Consider the following 15,466-nt stretch of genomic DNA (forward strand, 5'->3'; position numbering starts at 1 on the left):
TAAAACCAATATTTTTAACCAAAAATTAATAAAAAATCCACGAAAATTCATTATATTCGCACACTTAAATTTTAACAGTAGAAACCGAGATATAATGAAGAAGTTCACAGAATACAAGCAACTTAACCTAAATGCTGTAGCAGATAACGTTGCCAATTTTTGGAAAACCAATCAAACTTTTAAAAAATCCGTAGAAACGCGCGAGGGAAAACCAGAGTACGTTTTTTACGAAGGACCGCCTTCTGCAAACGGAATGCCAGGAATTCACCATGTAATGGCGAGAGCATTGAAGGATATTTTTTGCCGTTATCAAACGCAAAACGGAAAGCAAGTTTTCCGTAAAGCAGGTTGGGACACGCATGGTTTACCAGTGGAACTAGGCGTAGAAAAAGAACTCGGGATTACCAAAGAAGACATCGGTAAAAAAATTACCGTAGAAGAATATAACCAAGCTTGTAGAAATGCAGTAATGCGTTATACAGACGTTTGGAATGACCTTACCGAAAAAATTGGGTATTGGGTAGATTTAGACAATCCATACATTACCTACGAACCAAAATACATGGAAACGGTTTGGTGGTTGCTAAAACAATTGTACAACAAAGATTTATTGTACAAAGGTTACACCATTCAGCCGTATTCTCCAAAAGCGGGAACTGGACTTTCTTCTCACGAATTAAATCAACCAGGAACATACAGAGATGTTTCTGACACTACTGTTGTTGCGCAATTCAAAGTTAAAAAATTCTCAGAAAATCTCGGCTCTAAAATCTCGGCTCTAGGCTCTGATTTTCACATTTTGGCTTGGACGACTACTCCTTGGACTTTGCCTTCTAACACAGCTCTTGCTGTAGGTAGAGACATAGAATATGTTTTGGTTAAGACTTTCAATCAATATACTTTTGAGCCAATTAATATTGTTTTGGCGAGAGTTCTTTTAGAGAAAAATTTTGGCAAAAAATACGCAGAAGGAACAGAAGAAGATTTTGCTAACTACACATCTGAAAGCAAAACCATTCCTTACCAAATTTTAGCAGAATTTACTGGAGAAGATTTAGCAGGAACCACTTATGAACAATTGATCCCTTGGTTTTTACCAGCAGAAAATCCTGAAAAAGCGTTCCGTGTAATCATAGGAGATTTTGTAACGACTGAAGACGGAACAGGAATTGTGCACATTGCACCAACTTTCGGGGCAGATGATAACAGAGTCGCTCAAGAAAACGGAATCCCACCAATGTTAGTAAAAGATGAAAATGATAATCTTGTTCCATTGGTTGACTTAACTGGTAGATTTTTAAAAGGCGAAAACGTTCCTGAACTTTTCAGCGGGAAATATATTAAAAACGAATACTACGATGAAGGAACTGCTCCCGAAAAATCTTGGGACGTAGAATTGGCGATTTTGTTAAAAACCGAAAATAAAGCCTTCAAAGTAGAGAAATATGTTCACAGTTATCCGCATTGTTGGAGAACTGATAAGCCTGTATTGTACTATCCTTTGGATTCTTGGTTTGTAAAAATGACTTCGGTAAGAAATCGTTTGGTAGAACTCAATGAAACCATCAATTGGAAGCCAAAATCAACGGGAGAAGGAAGATTTGCCAACTGGTTAGAAAACGTTAACGACTGGAATCTTTCTCGTTCAAGATATTGGGGAATTCCTTTGCCAATATGGAGAAGTGAAGACCTGAAAGAACAAAAAGTAATCGGTTCTGTAGAAGAATTGGTTAATGAAATTCAAAAATCTATTGAAGCAGGTTTTATGACCGAAAATCCTTTCAAAGATTTTGAAGTAGGAAATATGTCTGCTGAAAACTATGCAAAAATAGATTTACACAAAAATATTGTAGATGCCATTATTTTGGTTTCAGACAGCGGAAAACCAATGAAACGTGAATCTGATTTGATTGATGTTTGGTTTGATTCGGGTTCAATGCCTTACGCTCAGTTACATTATCCTTTCGAAAATAAGGAAATGATTGACAGCGGAAAAGCTTTCCCTGCAGATTTTATCGCAGAAGGAGTAGACCAAACTAGAGGTTGGTTTTATACACTTCACGCAATTGGAACTACCGTTTTTGATTCTATTGCTTATAAAAATGTGGTTTCTAACGGTTTAGTCCTCGACAAAAACGGACAAAAAATGTCTAAACGTCTTGGAAACGCCATTGACCCATTTGAAACTTTACAAAAATATGGACCTGATGCAACGCGTTGGTACATGATTTCTAACGCCAATCCTTGGGAAAATTTAAAATTTGACTTAGAAGGAATTGATGAAGTGCGTAGAAAATTCTTCGGAACACTTTACAATACTTATTCTTTCTTTAGTTTGTACGCGAATGTTGATGGTTTCAGTTATTCTGAAAAAGAAGTTGAAAACAGACCAGAAATCGATAGATGGATTCTTTCAGAACTCAATTTATTGGTGAAAGATGTTACCGAATTCTACGAAGATTACGAACCAACGAAAGTAGCAAGAGCGATTAATAATTTCGTGAATGATAATTTAAGTAACTGGTATGTAAGACTTTGCAGAAGACGTTTCTGGAAAGGAGATTATTCTGAAGACAAAATCTCTGCTTACCAAACTCTATACACTTGTTTAGAAACTGTTGCGAAAATTTCGGCGCCAATTGCTCCTTTCTTTATGGACCAATTGTATCAAGATTTGAACGCGGTTACTGGAAAAGACACTGCAGAATCTGTTCACTTAACTGATTTCCCGAAAGTGAATGAAAGCTTAATCGATCAAAATTTAGTAGAAAAAACGCATTTGGCTCAAACCATCACTTCTATGGTATTCTCTTTGAGAAAGAAAGAAAACGTGAAGGTTCGTCAGCCACTTCAAAAAGTGATGATTCCTGTTCTGGACAAGAAAACCGAAGAGCAAATTTTAGCGGTTTCGGAACTCATCAAACAAGAAGTGAATGTAAAAGAATTGCAATTGATTAATGCAGAAGAAGCTTCTCACTTGATTGTAAAGCAAATTAAGCCAAATTTCAAAGCATTGGGTTCTAGATTAGGAAAAGACATGAAAGTGGTAGGTTCTGAAATTCAGAATATGACTTCAGAGCAAATTTCAGCGCTTGAAAAAGAAGGAAAAATGACCATTGCAGGTTATGAAATCGGTTTAGAAGATGTAGAAATTTCCACAAAAGACATTCCAGGTTGGACAGTGGCTAGTGAAGGAAAAACAACCGTAGCACTTGATTTAACCATTACTGATGAATTAAAATCTGAAGGAATCGCAAGAGAATTCATTAATAGAGTTCAGAATTTAAGAAAAGACAAAGATTTCGACCTAACAGACAGAATTTCAATCAGTTTAGAAGAAAGCTGCCCATTTAGAAAAGAACTTACTAACAATGAACAATATATTTGTACAGAAGTATTGTCAGATAAAATAGAATTTGTAATTTCACTCGCAAATTTTGAAGAAATCGAAATTGACGAAGTTAAATTTAATGTTAATATTGAAAAAATATAACAAAGATGGCAGAAGAAAGAGTAAGATATAGTGACGCTGAGTTACAAGAATTTAAGAAAATCATACAAGACAAAATAGCAAAGGCTGAAAAAGATTTAGCCCTTATTAACGAAAGTTTCATCAATGACCAAAATAATGGTACGGATGACACTTCTCCTACCTTCAAAGCTTTTGAAGAAGGAGCTGAAACGCTAAGCAAAGAGCAAAATTCTATTTTGGCTGGAAGACAAGAAAAATTCATCCGTGACCTTAAACACGCTTTAATAAGAATTGAAAACAAAACTTACGGCGTTTGTAGAGTAACTGGCAAATTAATCCCAAAAGAAAGATTAATGGCAGTTCCTCATGCTACATTAAGCATTGAAGCGAAAAATATGCAAAGATAAATTTGTACTTTGTACAACTTATAATGTGCAATGTATAATGTGTTTTGAAAAAGATTCATTATACTTTGTGCATTTTATATTTTTATACCATCAACTATGGAACTTTTATTTCTAATACTTGCCATTGCAGTAATTTTTATCTTTTTCTTTAGAAAAGACATCAAAGAGAAAATAAATCCTGACAAAACTAAAAACTACACCATAGACGATAAATATAACGCTGCAAAACGTGAAAGAGAAAAAGAAATAGATCAACTCTTAAGCAAAATGGGAGAAAACGGAATTGCAGATTTAAGCGAGAAAGACCTAAAAAGATTAGAAGAATTATCTAAAAAATAAATGAATAAGCGTTATCAATTTGTAAAATCATAGCGCTTTAAAATAAACCAAAAATGGAATCACTTATCGTTCACCTAAAAAACCAAATGGAACTCAATGCACTGAAAAGTGTAATGAAAGAAATGGGAATTAAATATGAAAAATTTCACACCAGAAATAATAAAACAAACCCTTTTGTAGAAAAGAAAATTTCAGCTAAAAAAGCGGTAAAAGCCACTAAAAACTTTAAAGAAAAACCAAAACCAGGATTATAATGAAAAAAATCGTACTTGTTACTTTTATCGTTTTATTAATCGACCAACTGTCTAAAATTTACGTAAAAACTCATTTTAATCTCAATGAAAGCATAGAAGTTTTCGGCCAAGATTGGTGGAGATTTACTTTCGTAGAAAATCCCGGAATGGCTTATGGTTTACAATTCGGTGGTTTACTCGGCAAATATGCACTTGTCATCATCAGAATTTTCTTAATTGGAGGAATGATTTACCTTTTTAGAAAATGGCTCAAAGAAGGCGCTTCTAATTACTTATTAATCCCAATGTCTATGATTTTTGCAGGAGCCATCGGAAACCTGATTGACGGAATGTTCTACGGATTAATTTTCGATTCTGGAATGGTTTATGACTCAACGATTGATAGATGGATTGGTTATGACGGGATTTCTCAATTTACAGAATTCGGGAAAGGCTATTCACATTTCATGAAAGGTTGTGTAGTAGATATGTTTCATTTTCCGATGTTCTCTTTCAATCTTTTTGGAAAGCATTTTGAATTTTTCAGTTACATTTTTAATGTAGCAGATTCTGCCATCACCATCGGTGCTATTTTCTTACTTATTTTCAAGAGGAAAGCTTTTCCTAATGGATTTGAACTATAAGGATTAAATCTTTTTTAATATATAAACTTCAAGAAATTTCTTGAAGTTTTTTCTTTTCCGTAAATTTGCTCAACTTTTGAGAATAATTGAAACTCAACTTTAACCTCAACCTAAAAATTGAAATGTCAAGAATTTTAACCGGAATACAAGCAACAGGAACTCCACATTTAGGAAATCTTTTGGGAGCCATCATTCCTGCAATAGAATTATCTGAAAAATCTGAAAACGAATCGTTTTTGTTTATCGCAAACATGCACTCTTTGACGCAAATTAAAAATGCAGAAGAACTTAGACAAAACACTTATGAAATCGCAGCAGCGTGGTTAGCTTGTGGTTTAGACACCGAAAAAACTTATTTCTACAGACAAAGTGATATCCCTGAAGTTTGTGAACTTTCTTGGTATTTATCTTGCTTTTTTCCTTTTTCTAGATTGCAATTAGCGCATTCTTTCAAAGATAAAGCAGACCGTTTAGAAGACGTAAACGCAGGACTTTTCACCTATCCTATGTTGATGGCGGCAGATATTTTATTGTATGACGCAGAAATCGTTCCTGTAGGAAAAGACCAGTTACAGCATTTGGAAATGGCGAGAGATGTAGGTGCGAGATTCAACAATCAAATGGGAGAAATTTTCGTGCTTCCACAAGCTGAATTACAAGAAAACACGAAATACGTACCAGGAATTGATGGTCATAAAATGTCTAAATCTAGAGGAAATATCATCAATATTTTCCTTCCAGAAAAGCAATTAAAAAAACAAGTGATGGCTATCGAAACGGATTCTACTCCGCTAGAAGAACCGAAAAACCCTGACACTTGTAAAGTTTTCGCCATTTATTCTTTACTCGCAAATGAAACGCAAATCGCAGAAATGCGTGCTAAATATTTGGCAGGAAATTACGGTTATGGTCATGCTAAAACAGAATTATTCAATTTAATTCTTGAAAATTTCAAAACAGAAAGAGAAAAATTCGAATATTACATGAACAATCCGTCTGAACTAGACGCAAAATTGCAAGAAGGCGCAGAAAAAACTAGAAAAATTGCCGCAGAAACTTTGAAAAGAGTAAGATTAAGCTTAGGAATGTAATTTCTAATGAAATCATAAATTAAAAAAACCTTTCAGAAGTCTGAAAGGTTTTTGTTTTATAAATAGTTTTTAATTTCTTCCAAATTTTGAATGGTTTTCAGACCTTCTTCGGATTTATTTTCTTTAAGCGCATCGAAGAAAATAATGTCTAAACCAAAATTCTGAGCTCCTTTTACATCTGCAACCCAGTCATCTCCTATGAAAACAGACTCAGCTTTTTCGGCATTGGCTAAATTCAAGGAATGTTCGAAAATTCTTTCGTCTGGCTTCATGGCATGAGCATCTTCAGCGCTCGTCACGGTTTCGAAATATTTTTTAAGTCCAGATTTTTCTACTTTTCTGTTCGTCACTTCATGGAAACCGTTAGAAACTACGTGAAGCTGATAACCTTTCTCTTTTAAATATTCTAAAACTTCAATGGTTTGTGGAATCAATTCATTGAAATTGATGATTTCGTCTAAGAAATGCTTCTCGAAATATTGCGCTAATTCTTCATTATCTATCCCGAAATGCAAAAAAGTATCATAAAATCTATGTTTTCTCAAGAAATCCTTATCAATAATTCCGTCTCTGATTTTCACCCATAAATCTTCATTGATTTCATCATATTTAGCATGAAATTCATGAAAGAGGATGTTATACTTATCTGAAATTTCTTTTCTCTGGAACAATTCTTCTAAGGTAAGAACTGCATTTTTGCGGTGATCCCAAAGGGTATTATCGAGGTCAAAAAAAATGTGCCTTATGTTTTTCATAGGGCACAAATTTAAGTAAAATAAGCGGTTTATTTAATTTTTAGAAATGATAAATTTCTTATCATTTGAAGTTAAAACAGCTATACTTTTAGAATAACTTAATAAAAAATTTACTGTTGACTTTTTTGGATTCAAGACAGGATTTTTAACAGAGTAATTATTTTTCATAGGCTAAAAAAAGTTTGTTTTAATCAAAACGAAACCTAATTAGCTTTATTGTATTACCTTGTTAAAATTATTTGGTTTTCTTCCATTATTTTTCTCATGTTGATAAGTGCATAACGCACTCTACCCAGTGTAGTATTGATACTTGTATTGGTTTGCTCTGCAATTTCTTTGAAACTCAGGCCATCAAAAAATCTTAATTTGATGACTTCCTGTTGGTTTTCGGGTAAGAAAACGAGCATTTTCATCAGATCATCATAAATTTGATTCGTGATTAACCTTTCTTCGATGTTTTCTTCTGTTTCTTTAAGCAAATCAAAAATAGAAAACTCTTCATTTTCATAAGTTGTTTCAGAAACTTTTATGTGCTTAGATTTAAGTCGATAATGGTCTATAATAAGATTGTGCGCAATTCTTTTTGCCCAAAGAATAAATTTACCATCATCATTGTATCTTCCTTCTTTTAGGGAAACAATGATTTTCATAAAAGTATCTTGAAAAACATCATTAGCGAGTTCTTCATCCATCAATTTATAGAAAATAAACGAGAAAAGTTCTTTTTGGTGTCTTGAAATAAGAATAGAAAGTGCGTTTTCGTCGCCTTTTTGATATCTCGAAATCAGCAAACTATCAGTATGTGTTTCCATAACTTTAACTTCATTATTATGAAACAGACTAACAAAAGCTAGCTATTTCTGGTTTTTACAGTTTATTAAATGAAGTAAAGTTTGCTCAATAGGCGATTCGATCTACGTTTTGTATGACAAATTTATAAAAAATGTTAAATATTCAAAATAATTTTTCAAAAAAATCGTTGTTTGCTTATTTATTTTTCTTTGATTTACTGAAAACAACTAATGGAATATTGATTGTGAAATTTAAATTAAGACCTTTCATTACACTATCATTCAATAGATTATTCCCAAGCTGAAATGCGTAACCGCCAGTAAAATCTATAATTCCGAAAAGAGAAATCCCAACTTTTGGTGCAACAAATTGAGGTGTAATTTCTGTTCCTGCGAGAAAATAATAAGAATGCTGTACATCTACGTTTTTTTCGAAGTTCAATAAAATATCCCCTTGAAATTTAGGTAAAATCGCAAATTCACCGTTTACTTTTCCCATCAAAGCAGAACCAGAAACCCTGTACAGAACATTATCGTTCTTTAGAAAAATGAATCATGCTCCAACTTCTCCAAAGTTTGAGTTTTGATATTCGTAACCTGCAAAAACCATAGGGTGAACCGTAACCTGCGATTGCGCACGAAATCCAATGAAAAAAATACTGAAGAAAAATATATGTTTGAGAAATTGCATTCTGGAAATTTTTGTAAAAATAAGAAAACCGTTCATTTCTGAACGGTTTATTGATTATAAGTTGAAGGTTTTCTTAATATCTTCTACTCTGTCTAGCTTTTCCCAAGTAAAGAATTCTAGATTATCGAGTGTAATTTCATTTTTTTGACCTTTATTGAAAGTCTTGCTTCCCACATAGTAATCTCTTCCCATGTGTCCGTAAGCAGCTGTTTCTTGATAAATAGGATTTCTCAATTTCAAGTTTTGCTCAATAGCGTAAGGTCTTAAATCAAATAATTCTTGAACTTTTTTCGCTAACTCACCATCATTGATTCCTACTTTAGAAGTTCCGTAAGTATTAATAAACAAACCACAAGGTTCTGCTACCCCAATTGCGTAAGAAACTTGAACCAAAACTTCATCTGCAACTCCTGCAGCAACTAAGTTTTTAGCAATGTGTCTTGTTGCATAAGCAGCACTTCTATCTACTTTTGATGGGTCTTTTCCAGAGAAAGCACCACCTCCGTGAGCTCCTTTTCCGCCGTAAGTATCTACGATAATTTTTCTACCGGTTAAACCAGTATCACCGTGAGGTCCTCCAATTACAAATTTCCCAGTTGGGTTGATGTGATATTTAATTTGGTCATTAAACAATGCTTGAATTTCTGGCTTTTGCTTAGCAATTACTCTAGGCATTAGAATCTCGATGATATCTTTTCTAATTTTCGCTAACATTTCTTCATCTTCTGCAAAATCATCATGCTGTGTAGAAACTACAATAGCGTCTATTCTTTGTGGTTTATGATCATCTGAATATTCTATAGTTACCTGAGACTTCGCATCTGGACGAAGGTAAGTAATCTCAGTACCTTCTCTTCTGATGGCTGAAAGTTCTCTCAAAATAGAATGTGCTAAATCTAATGCAAGAGGCATATAGTTTTCGGTTTCATTGGTTGCATAACCGAACATCATTCCTTGGTCTCCTGCTCCTTGAGCATTTGCTTTCTCTTCAAAAGATTCTCCAGATTTTCTATCAACTCCTTGATTAATATCTGAAGATTGCTCGTGAATTGCAGAAATTACGCCACAAGAATCACCATTAAACATATATTCACCTTTGGTATAACCTATTCCATTGATGACTTCTCTAGCGATGGTCTGTACATCTAGATAAGCTTCTGATTTTACTTCTCCTGCTAGTACAACTTGTCCTGTAGTGACTAAAGTTTCGCAAGCGACCTTAGAATTTCTATCATGAGCTAAAAAATTATCGATAAGCGCATCAGAAATTTGGTCTGCTACTTTGTCTGGATGTCCTTCTGAAACAGATTCAGATGTAAATAAATAAGGCATATTATTATTTTCTTTTTAAGGATTAAAATAGAAAAAATTGGAAGGCAAACCTTATGAGAACTAAAAAGAAGAAATCTGTTTTAGCATTTTTTATTGAGGTTGCAATCAGTCCAAATTTTTCCTCTAAAATTTGTTGGGCAAAATTACAGAGTATTTTATTAATATCAAAATACTTAGAAAAAAAGCTCCTCAAAAATTTGAAGAGCTTTTTGATAAAAATTATTGTGGTTTTATTTTTACAAAATCCTGAGGGAATTGGGTATAATTCAACTTCGGTTCTAGGGAAGTTTTAATAGATTTCACCAATTCGTCTAGAATTTTTTGTTTGTAAGTAGGTTTGTAATAAATCATGCTGATTTCTCTACTTGGGAAAGGTTTCTTGAAACGGTGAATTTTATCTTTTTGATTTTCCTGAAGTTGTGATACTGCTAATTCTGGTAAAACAGTTAAACCTCCTACTTTATCTACCATTTGTACCAAAGTATTAATGTTAGACGCCATAAAATCTAAATTTTTAGGCTTCAGAGAGTTTTCTTTAAGATTACAGATGTTCTCGAATTGAGTTCTTAAGCAGTTCCCTTCTTCTAAAAGCCAAACTTTATTCACATCTACATCTTCTGGCAAGATGAATTCATCTTTATTATCATTCGCAATTTTATCAGCAGAATACACCATCAACTCTTCATTGAACAAAAAGTCGCTGAAAAACTCTTCTGCTTCTGAATAAGGTGTAGAAATAATCCCTGCATCTAATTCTCCTGATTTCAGTGCTTTAATAATGTTTTCAGTGGTCATTTCTTTCACATTCAACTCAATTTTTGGATTTTTAGAAAGAAAATCAAAAATTTCTGTTGGCAAAATAAAACTTGAAACGGTAGGAATAATCCCTAAGTTAATTCTCCCAGCAAGAACATTGTTTAAAATGCTTGCTTTGTTTTTCAGTTCCATTACAGAATCTACTACTACTTTTGCTTGATCAATAATTTGTGCACCAATATCTGTAGTTCTAATAGGATGGGTAGTTCTATCAAAGATTTTTACTTCCATCTCATCTTCGAACTTCTGAATCATTGCACTTAAAGTAGGTTGGGTAATAAAACAAGCTTGAGCAGCTTTTCCGAAGTGTTTATATTTATCTACTGCGATAAGATATTCTAATTGTTGAATATTCATTTGTAGGGTACTTATTTATAATTTCTATTACAAATATAGAGAAGATATGCGAGAAAAAATAATATTTCTGTATGATAGACGTCATGCGTTGAATTCTGATTTTTAATTGATTCTATAAATAAATCAGTCCGCAATTTTTCTCCTCAAAAATTAATTTTTATTCGTTACTTTGTTAACCAGAAAAAACAACCATCATGAGTAATAAGCTTACCAATTCATCAGGAATACCGTATTTTGAACATCAAGATTCTCAAACGGTTGGAGCAAGAGGACCTGTTTTGTTGCAAGATTTTATTCTACAAGAAAATCTGGCGCATTTTGTAAGAGAAAGAATTCCAGAAAGAATAGTCCACGCAAAAGGAACAGGCGCTTACGGAAAATTTACCGTAACTCACGATATTACAAAATATACCAGAGCCAAATTATTTTCTAAAATAGGAAACACTTGTAGAATGTTTGCTAGATTTTCTACTGTAGGCGGAGAAAAAGGTAGCGCAGATACTGCAAGAGATCCTAGAGGTTTCGCGCTGAAATTTTATACAGAAGACGGAAATTGGGATTTAGTAGGAAATAACACTCCCGTATTTTTCATAAAAGACGCTAAAAAATTCCCAGATTTTATTCATACTCAAAAAAGGCACCCAAAAACCAATTTGAAGTCTCATACCATGATGTGGGATTTTTGGAGTTTGAATCCAGAAAGTTTGCATCAAGTACTCATTTTGATGAGTGACAGAGGAACTCCTTATGGTTACAGACACATGCACGGTTTTGGTTCTCATACTTTTTCGATGATTAATGATAAAAATGAGAGAGTTTGGGTGAAATTTCATCTAAAAACCAAACAAGGCATTAAAAACTTCACCGATGCAGAAGCCACTCAAATGGCGGGAGAAAATCCAGATTTCGCACAAGAAGACCTTTGCAATGCTATAGAAAATGGTAATTTCCCGAAATGGACCATGTACATACAAGTAATGACCGAGGAAGAATCCAGAGAATTTAAATGGAATCCTTTTGACATTACTAAAGTATGGCCACAAGCAGAATTTCCAATAATAGAAGTCGGTGAAATGGAACTCAATGAAATTCCAAAAAATTATTTTGCACATGTAGAACAATCTACTTTTTCGCCAAGTAATTTGGTTGATGGAATTAGTTTTTCGCCTGACAAAATGCTTCAAGGAAGATTATTTTCTTATCCAGATGCTCACAGATATAGAGTGGGTGTAAATGCACATCAATTAGAAGTTAACAGATGTCCTTTTGCAACTCATAATTATCAAAGAGACGGATTTATGGCAGATTCTAGAGATTATGGAGACGCACCAAATTACCATCCTAATAGTTTTGATGATATAAAACCTGATCCTTCTTACAAAAAATTTGAAGAAGAACTAGATAGCAATCGTGTAGCACATTTCGATAGAAATGAAAATGATAACGACCATTATACACAGCCAGGTCTACTCTACACCAAAGCGATGAACCAAGAAGACAGAACCAATCTGGTGAATAATATCATCAGTCACATGAAGAAGATTGACGGGCCAAAAAGAGATGAAATCATTAATAGACAATTGTGTCACTTCTTCAGAGCGAATGTAGAAATGGGAATGAGAATTGCGGCGGGACTTCAAGTAAAATTAGACGAGGGAATTATGAACCACGCAAAATAAGAACGAACTTATAACAAACTTAAATAGAGTCAAGCATATAAGTGCTTGGCTTTTTTGTATTTTAAGCCAAAAATTAGTTATTTTGCACTTATCCTAAAAATCTTAATTTAATACCATTCTACCATGAATTTCCAAAATATTTTGCTAGAAAATGAAGGTCAAATTTCTACCATTACCATTAATAGACCACAGAGTTTAAACGCTTTAAACGGAGCTACAATTAGTGAGCTAAGCGAGGCTTTATCTCAACTAGAACAAGATTCTCAATGTAGAGTTATTATTATTACGGGAAGTGGCGAAAAATCTTTCGTAGCGGGAGCAGACATTAAAGAGTTTTCTGATTTTGGTCAAGACAAAGCAGAAGAATTAGCCAGAAACGGACAAAATTCATTATTTAATAAAATAGAAAATTTAAGCAAACCAGTTATAGCCGCTGTAAATGGTTTTGCACTAGGTGGAGGTTTAGAACTTGCCATGGCTTGCCATATAAGATATGCTTCGGAAAACGCTAAATTAGGTTTGCCTGAAGTTACCTTAGGACTTATTCCCGGGTATGGAGGTACCCAAAGATTACCAAAATTAGTTGGAAAAGGACTTGCTAATGAACTCATTTTTTCCGCTAAGATGATTTCGGCGAGTAGAGCAAAAGAAATTGGTTTAGTAAACGAGATTTTTAGTTTAGAAGAATTATTATCAAAAACCAAAGAATTAGCAACCCTTATTTCTAAAAATTCACCACAAGGAATTTCTAAAGCCATCGCTGCAGTGAATGCATCAGACTCTGCAGAAGGTTATGCACTAGAAATTAAATCTTTCGGAGAATTATTTGAAATGGAAGATAAAAAAGAAGGTGTTTCTGCGTTCTTAGAAAAAAGAAAGCCTAATTTCTAAAAGCATAGAATAAAGAGTTAGAAGCTAATTTTAAAATTATTTATAAAGTGAATCACAATAAATTTGATGTAGCCTACCTAAAAATGGCTAAAGAATGGGCCAAACTTTCTTACTGCGAAAGAAAAAAAGTAGGAGCGCTGATTGTAAAAGACAGAATGATTATTTCTGATGGTTATAATGGAACTCCTTCTGGTGCAGAAAATTGCTGTGAAGATGAAGGAGGAAAAACACACTGGTACGTGCTTCATGCAGAAGCAAATGCCATTTTAAAATTAGCTTCTAGTACTCAGTCTGCGAAAGGTGCTACACTCTACCTTACGCTTTCGCCATGTAAAGAGTGCAGTAAACTCATATTACAATCTGGCATTAGAAGGCTAGTCTATATAGACCAATACTCAGACACAGAAGGACTAATGTTTCTAGAAAATGCACAAGTAGAAATCATTCAAATTAAGGAAGAAAATCTAAAATGAAAAAAAATAGCATAATATTTGCACCACAAAAAAACACTTAAAAACACAATAAAAACAAAAAAAACACAAATGACCTGGAATGAAACTATTGAAAATTATTCACATTTTCTAAAATTTGAGAGAAACTTCTCTGATAATACTTTAGATGCCTATATAAGGGATATCAAAAAATTAAAAGTGTTTTCAGAGGAAAAATTAGAATGTATTAACCCTGACAAAATAACCTTCGAAAACCTACAGGAATTCCTCCTTCAGCTCACAAAAGAAAAAATTAGCGAAAGAACACAAGCCAGATGGATTTCTTCTATCAAGTCTTTCTTTAAATATCTTTTAGAAGAAGAAATCAGAGAAGATAATCCCGCCGCTTTACTCGAAGGCCCTAAATTAGGCCTATATTTACCAGATACGCTAAGTTTTGAAGATGTAGAAAAAATCATCAAAACCATAGATTTAAGCACCGATTTAGGGGTAAGAAACCATTGCATGATAGAAGTTCTCTATGGTTGCGGACTCAGAGTTTCTGAATTAATAGAACTAAAAATCTCTGACATCAATTTCAAAGAAAACTTTATAAAAGTAGAAGGAAAAGGCAAAAAAATAAGATATGTTCCTCTTGCGAATTATACTGCTCATCTTATTTTAAATTACATTAACAATGTAAGAGCTAATAACAAAGTAACAAAAAAATATGAAGACCATATTTTCTTAAACAGCAGAGGTTCTTCTATGTCTAGAGTGATTGTGTTCATCATCATCAAAGAATTGGTAGAAAAAGCAGGAATAAGAAAAAACATTTCTCCACACACCTTCCGTCACTCTTTTGCAACCCATCTATTACAAAACGGTGCAGATTTAAGGTTCATCCAAGAAATGCTGGGACACTCTAGTATTACTACTACTGAGATTTATACCCATTTGAAAACCGAAGAATTGCATGATGTAATTCTGAAATATCATCCGAGAAATAAATGAAACATTTAAAATACTGCCCAAAGTGTGGCCAAGAAACGCTCATTTTTGATAGAGAAAAGAAGTTCTCTTGCTCAAAGTGTGATTTTGTAATGTATCAAAATATCGCCGTGGCAGTCGCAGTATTAATAAGATACGAAGATGAATTATTATTAACTAAGAGAAATCAAAATCCTAAAATAGGGAAACTAGATTTGGCAGGTGGTTTCACAGACCCAAAAGAAAGTGCTGAAGAAACTTGCGCAAGAGAATTAAGAGAAGAACTAGGAATAGAAATAGACCTCAAAAATTTAAAATTCGTGGGAAGTCTACCTAATGTTTATCATTACAAAGAAGTAGACTATAATACTTTGGACTTATTCTTTGAATATCGAGTGGAAGAAAAATTAGAAGTCAAAAAACTAGAAGCTCACGAAATTTCCGAAACCTTTTGGGTGAAAATTTCAGAACTCAATTTTGAGGAAATCGCTTTCGATTCGCAAAGAAAATTTTTAGAAAATTATCAATAAAAAAAGCTCCTTTTCGG

17 protein-coding genes are annotated in these 15,466 nt (G+C 33.4%); 11 read left to right on the forward strand and 6 right to left on the reverse strand.

From position 1 onward, the window contains the following. Window positions 1-94: 94 nt before the first annotated feature. The 6 genes from ileS (at window position 95) to trpS (ending at window position 6,186) form a co-directional block, all read left to right on the forward strand. Complete coding sequence (ileS, locus tag N7277_RS02015) at window positions 95-3,493, forward strand: isoleucine--tRNA ligase (RefSeq protein ID WP_274780101.1); 3,399 nt, start codon at window positions 95-97, stop codon at window positions 3,491-3,493. Between the two features lie 5 nt (window positions 3,494-3,498). After that, window positions 3,499-3,879, forward strand: coding sequence for a TraR/DksA family transcriptional regulator (locus N7277_RS02020; protein ID WP_069800237.1), 381 nt, complete (start codon window positions 3,499-3,501; stop codon window positions 3,877-3,879). A 96-nt stretch (window positions 3,880-3,975) separates the two neighbouring features. Next, on the forward strand, window positions 3,976-4,218 hold the full coding sequence (locus N7277_RS02025; protein WP_274780102.1) for a DUF6576 domain-containing protein: 243 nt from the start codon (window positions 3,976-3,978) through the stop codon (window positions 4,216-4,218). Between the two features lie 53 nt (window positions 4,219-4,271). Then, the gene (locus N7277_RS02030; protein ID WP_213190439.1) at window positions 4,272-4,472 is read left to right on the forward strand and encodes a DUF2683 family protein; all 201 of its coding nucleotides are present in this window, start codon (window positions 4,272-4,274) and stop codon (window positions 4,470-4,472) included. Beyond that, complete coding sequence (locus N7277_RS02035; protein ID WP_069800243.1) at window positions 4,472-5,095, forward strand: lipoprotein signal peptidase; 624 nt, start codon at window positions 4,472-4,474, stop codon at window positions 5,093-5,095. Before N7277_RS02030 ends, N7277_RS02035 begins: the two co-directional genes overlap by 1 nt. A gap of 122 nt (window positions 5,096-5,217) precedes the next feature. Beyond that, the gene (gene trpS, locus N7277_RS02040; protein WP_274780103.1) at window positions 5,218-6,186 is read left to right on the forward strand and encodes a tryptophan--tRNA ligase; all 969 of its coding nucleotides are present in this window, start codon (window positions 5,218-5,220) and stop codon (window positions 6,184-6,186) included. A 56-nt stretch (window positions 6,187-6,242) separates the two neighbouring features. On the opposite strand, the gene N7277_RS02045 is transcribed toward trpS, so the two are convergent. The 6 genes from N7277_RS02045 to N7277_RS02065 all read right to left on the reverse strand — a co-directional run bounded on the left by N7277_RS02045 (window position 6,243) and on the right by N7277_RS02065 (window position 10,928). Then, window positions 6,243-6,941, reverse strand: a complete 699-nt coding sequence (locus N7277_RS02045; protein ID WP_274780104.1) for a YjjG family noncanonical pyrimidine nucleotidase — start codon at window positions 6,939-6,941, stop codon at window positions 6,243-6,245. Between the two features lie 221 nt (window positions 6,942-7,162). Further along, the gene (locus tag N7277_RS02050; RefSeq protein ID WP_213197331.1) at window positions 7,163-7,753 is read right to left on the reverse strand and encodes an RNA polymerase sigma factor; all 591 of its coding nucleotides are present in this window, start codon (window positions 7,751-7,753) and stop codon (window positions 7,163-7,165) included. A 175-nt stretch (window positions 7,754-7,928) separates the two neighbouring features. Beyond that, on the reverse strand, window positions 7,929-8,231 hold the full coding sequence (locus tag N7277_RS11925) for a hypothetical protein (RefSeq protein ID WP_342455291.1): 303 nt from the start codon (window positions 8,229-8,231) through the stop codon (window positions 7,929-7,931). A 54-nt stretch (window positions 8,232-8,285) separates the two neighbouring features. Continuing rightward, on the reverse strand, window positions 8,286-8,423 hold the full coding sequence (locus N7277_RS11930; RefSeq protein WP_342455292.1) for a hypothetical protein: 138 nt from the start codon (window positions 8,421-8,423) through the stop codon (window positions 8,286-8,288). A gap of 54 nt (window positions 8,424-8,477) precedes the next feature. Beyond that, the gene (metK, locus tag N7277_RS02060) at window positions 8,478-9,755 is read right to left on the reverse strand and encodes a methionine adenosyltransferase (RefSeq protein WP_274780105.1); all 1,278 of its coding nucleotides are present in this window, start codon (window positions 9,753-9,755) and stop codon (window positions 8,478-8,480) included. Between the two features lie 219 nt (window positions 9,756-9,974). Further along, window positions 9,975-10,928 carry a hydrogen peroxide-inducible genes activator gene (locus N7277_RS02065; RefSeq protein WP_274780106.1) on the reverse strand — a complete coding sequence of 318 codons (954 nt, stop codon included), beginning with the start codon at window positions 10,926-10,928 and terminating at the stop codon, window positions 9,975-9,977. 191 nt (window positions 10,929-11,119) lie between these two features. On the opposite strand from N7277_RS02065, the gene N7277_RS02070 reads away from it, so the two are divergent. The 5 genes from N7277_RS02070 (at window position 11,120) to N7277_RS02090 (ending at window position 15,449) form a co-directional block, all read left to right on the forward strand. Then, window positions 11,120-12,607 carry a catalase gene (locus N7277_RS02070; RefSeq protein WP_274780789.1) on the forward strand — a complete coding sequence of 496 codons (1,488 nt, stop codon included), beginning with the start codon at window positions 11,120-11,122 and terminating at the stop codon, window positions 12,605-12,607. A gap of 123 nt (window positions 12,608-12,730) precedes the next feature. Continuing rightward, the gene (locus N7277_RS02075) at window positions 12,731-13,498 is read left to right on the forward strand and encodes an enoyl-CoA hydratase-related protein (RefSeq protein ID WP_274780107.1); all 768 of its coding nucleotides are present in this window, start codon (window positions 12,731-12,733) and stop codon (window positions 13,496-13,498) included. 83 nt (window positions 13,499-13,581) lie between these two features. After that, on the forward strand, window positions 13,582-13,971 hold the full coding sequence (locus N7277_RS02080; RefSeq protein WP_446715118.1) for a deoxycytidylate deaminase: 390 nt from the start codon (window positions 13,582-13,584) through the stop codon (window positions 13,969-13,971). Between the two features lie 69 nt (window positions 13,972-14,040). Further along, entirely contained in the window at window positions 14,041-14,943 is a 903-nt protein-coding gene (gene xerD, locus N7277_RS02085) for a site-specific tyrosine recombinase XerD (RefSeq protein ID WP_274780109.1), read from the forward strand. Then, window positions 14,940-15,449 (forward strand): NUDIX hydrolase, encoded by a 510-nt coding sequence (locus tag N7277_RS02090; protein ID WP_274780110.1) that lies wholly within the window; start codon window positions 14,940-14,942, stop codon window positions 15,447-15,449. The genes xerD and N7277_RS02090 overlap by 4 nt, the downstream gene beginning before the upstream one ends. Window positions 15,450-15,466: the final 17 nt, after the last annotated feature.

The organism is Cloacibacterium sp. TD35 (assembly GCF_028864635.1).
Lineage (GTDB): Bacteria > Bacteroidota > Bacteroidia > Flavobacteriales > Weeksellaceae > Cloacibacterium.

Bases quoted from the DNA above. Each gene is read 5' to 3' on its own strand.
- N7277_RS02075 (WP_274780107.1), top strand. From the start codon at position 12,731: ATGAATTTCCAAAATATTTTGCTAGAAAATGAAGGTCAAATTTCTACC.
- N7277_RS11925 (WP_342455291.1), bottom strand. From the start codon at position 8,231: ATGGGAAAAGTAAACGGTGAATTTGCGATTTTACCTAAATTTCAAGGG.
- N7277_RS02035 (WP_069800243.1), top strand. From the start codon at position 4,472: ATGAAAAAAATCGTACTTGTTACTTTTATCGTTTTATTAATCGACCAA.
- N7277_RS02030 (WP_213190439.1), top strand. From the start codon at position 4,272: ATGGAATCACTTATCGTTCACCTAAAAAACCAAATGGAACTCAATGCA.
- ileS (WP_274780101.1), top strand. From the start codon at position 95: ATGAAGAAGTTCACAGAATACAAGCAACTTAACCTAAATGCTGTAGCA.
- xerD (WP_274780109.1), top strand. From the start codon at position 14,041: ATGACCTGGAATGAAACTATTGAAAATTATTCACATTTTCTAAAATTT.
- N7277_RS02025 (WP_274780102.1), top strand. From the start codon at position 3,976: ATGGAACTTTTATTTCTAATACTTGCCATTGCAGTAATTTTTATCTTT.
- N7277_RS11930 (WP_342455292.1), bottom strand. From the start codon at position 8,423: ATGCAATTTCTCAAACATATATTTTTCTTCAGTATTTTTTTCATTGGA.
- N7277_RS02050 (WP_213197331.1), bottom strand. From the start codon at position 7,753: ATGGAAACACATACTGATAGTTTGCTGATTTCGAGATATCAAAAAGGC.
- N7277_RS02080 (WP_446715118.1), top strand. From the start codon at position 13,582: ATGGCTAAAGAATGGGCCAAACTTTCTTACTGCGAAAGAAAAAAAGTA.
- N7277_RS02020 (WP_069800237.1), top strand. From the start codon at position 3,499: ATGGCAGAAGAAAGAGTAAGATATAGTGACGCTGAGTTACAAGAATTT.
- trpS (WP_274780103.1), top strand. From the start codon at position 5,218: ATGTCAAGAATTTTAACCGGAATACAAGCAACAGGAACTCCACATTTA.
- N7277_RS02045 (WP_274780104.1), bottom strand. From the start codon at position 6,941: ATGAAAAACATAAGGCACATTTTTTTTGACCTCGATAATACCCTTTGG.
- N7277_RS02090 (WP_274780110.1), top strand. From the start codon at position 14,940: ATGAAACATTTAAAATACTGCCCAAAGTGTGGCCAAGAAACGCTCATT.
- metK (WP_274780105.1), bottom strand. From the start codon at position 9,755: ATGCCTTATTTATTTACATCTGAATCTGTTTCAGAAGGACATCCAGAC.
- N7277_RS02065 (WP_274780106.1), bottom strand. From the start codon at position 10,928: ATGAATATTCAACAATTAGAATATCTTATCGCAGTAGATAAATATAAA.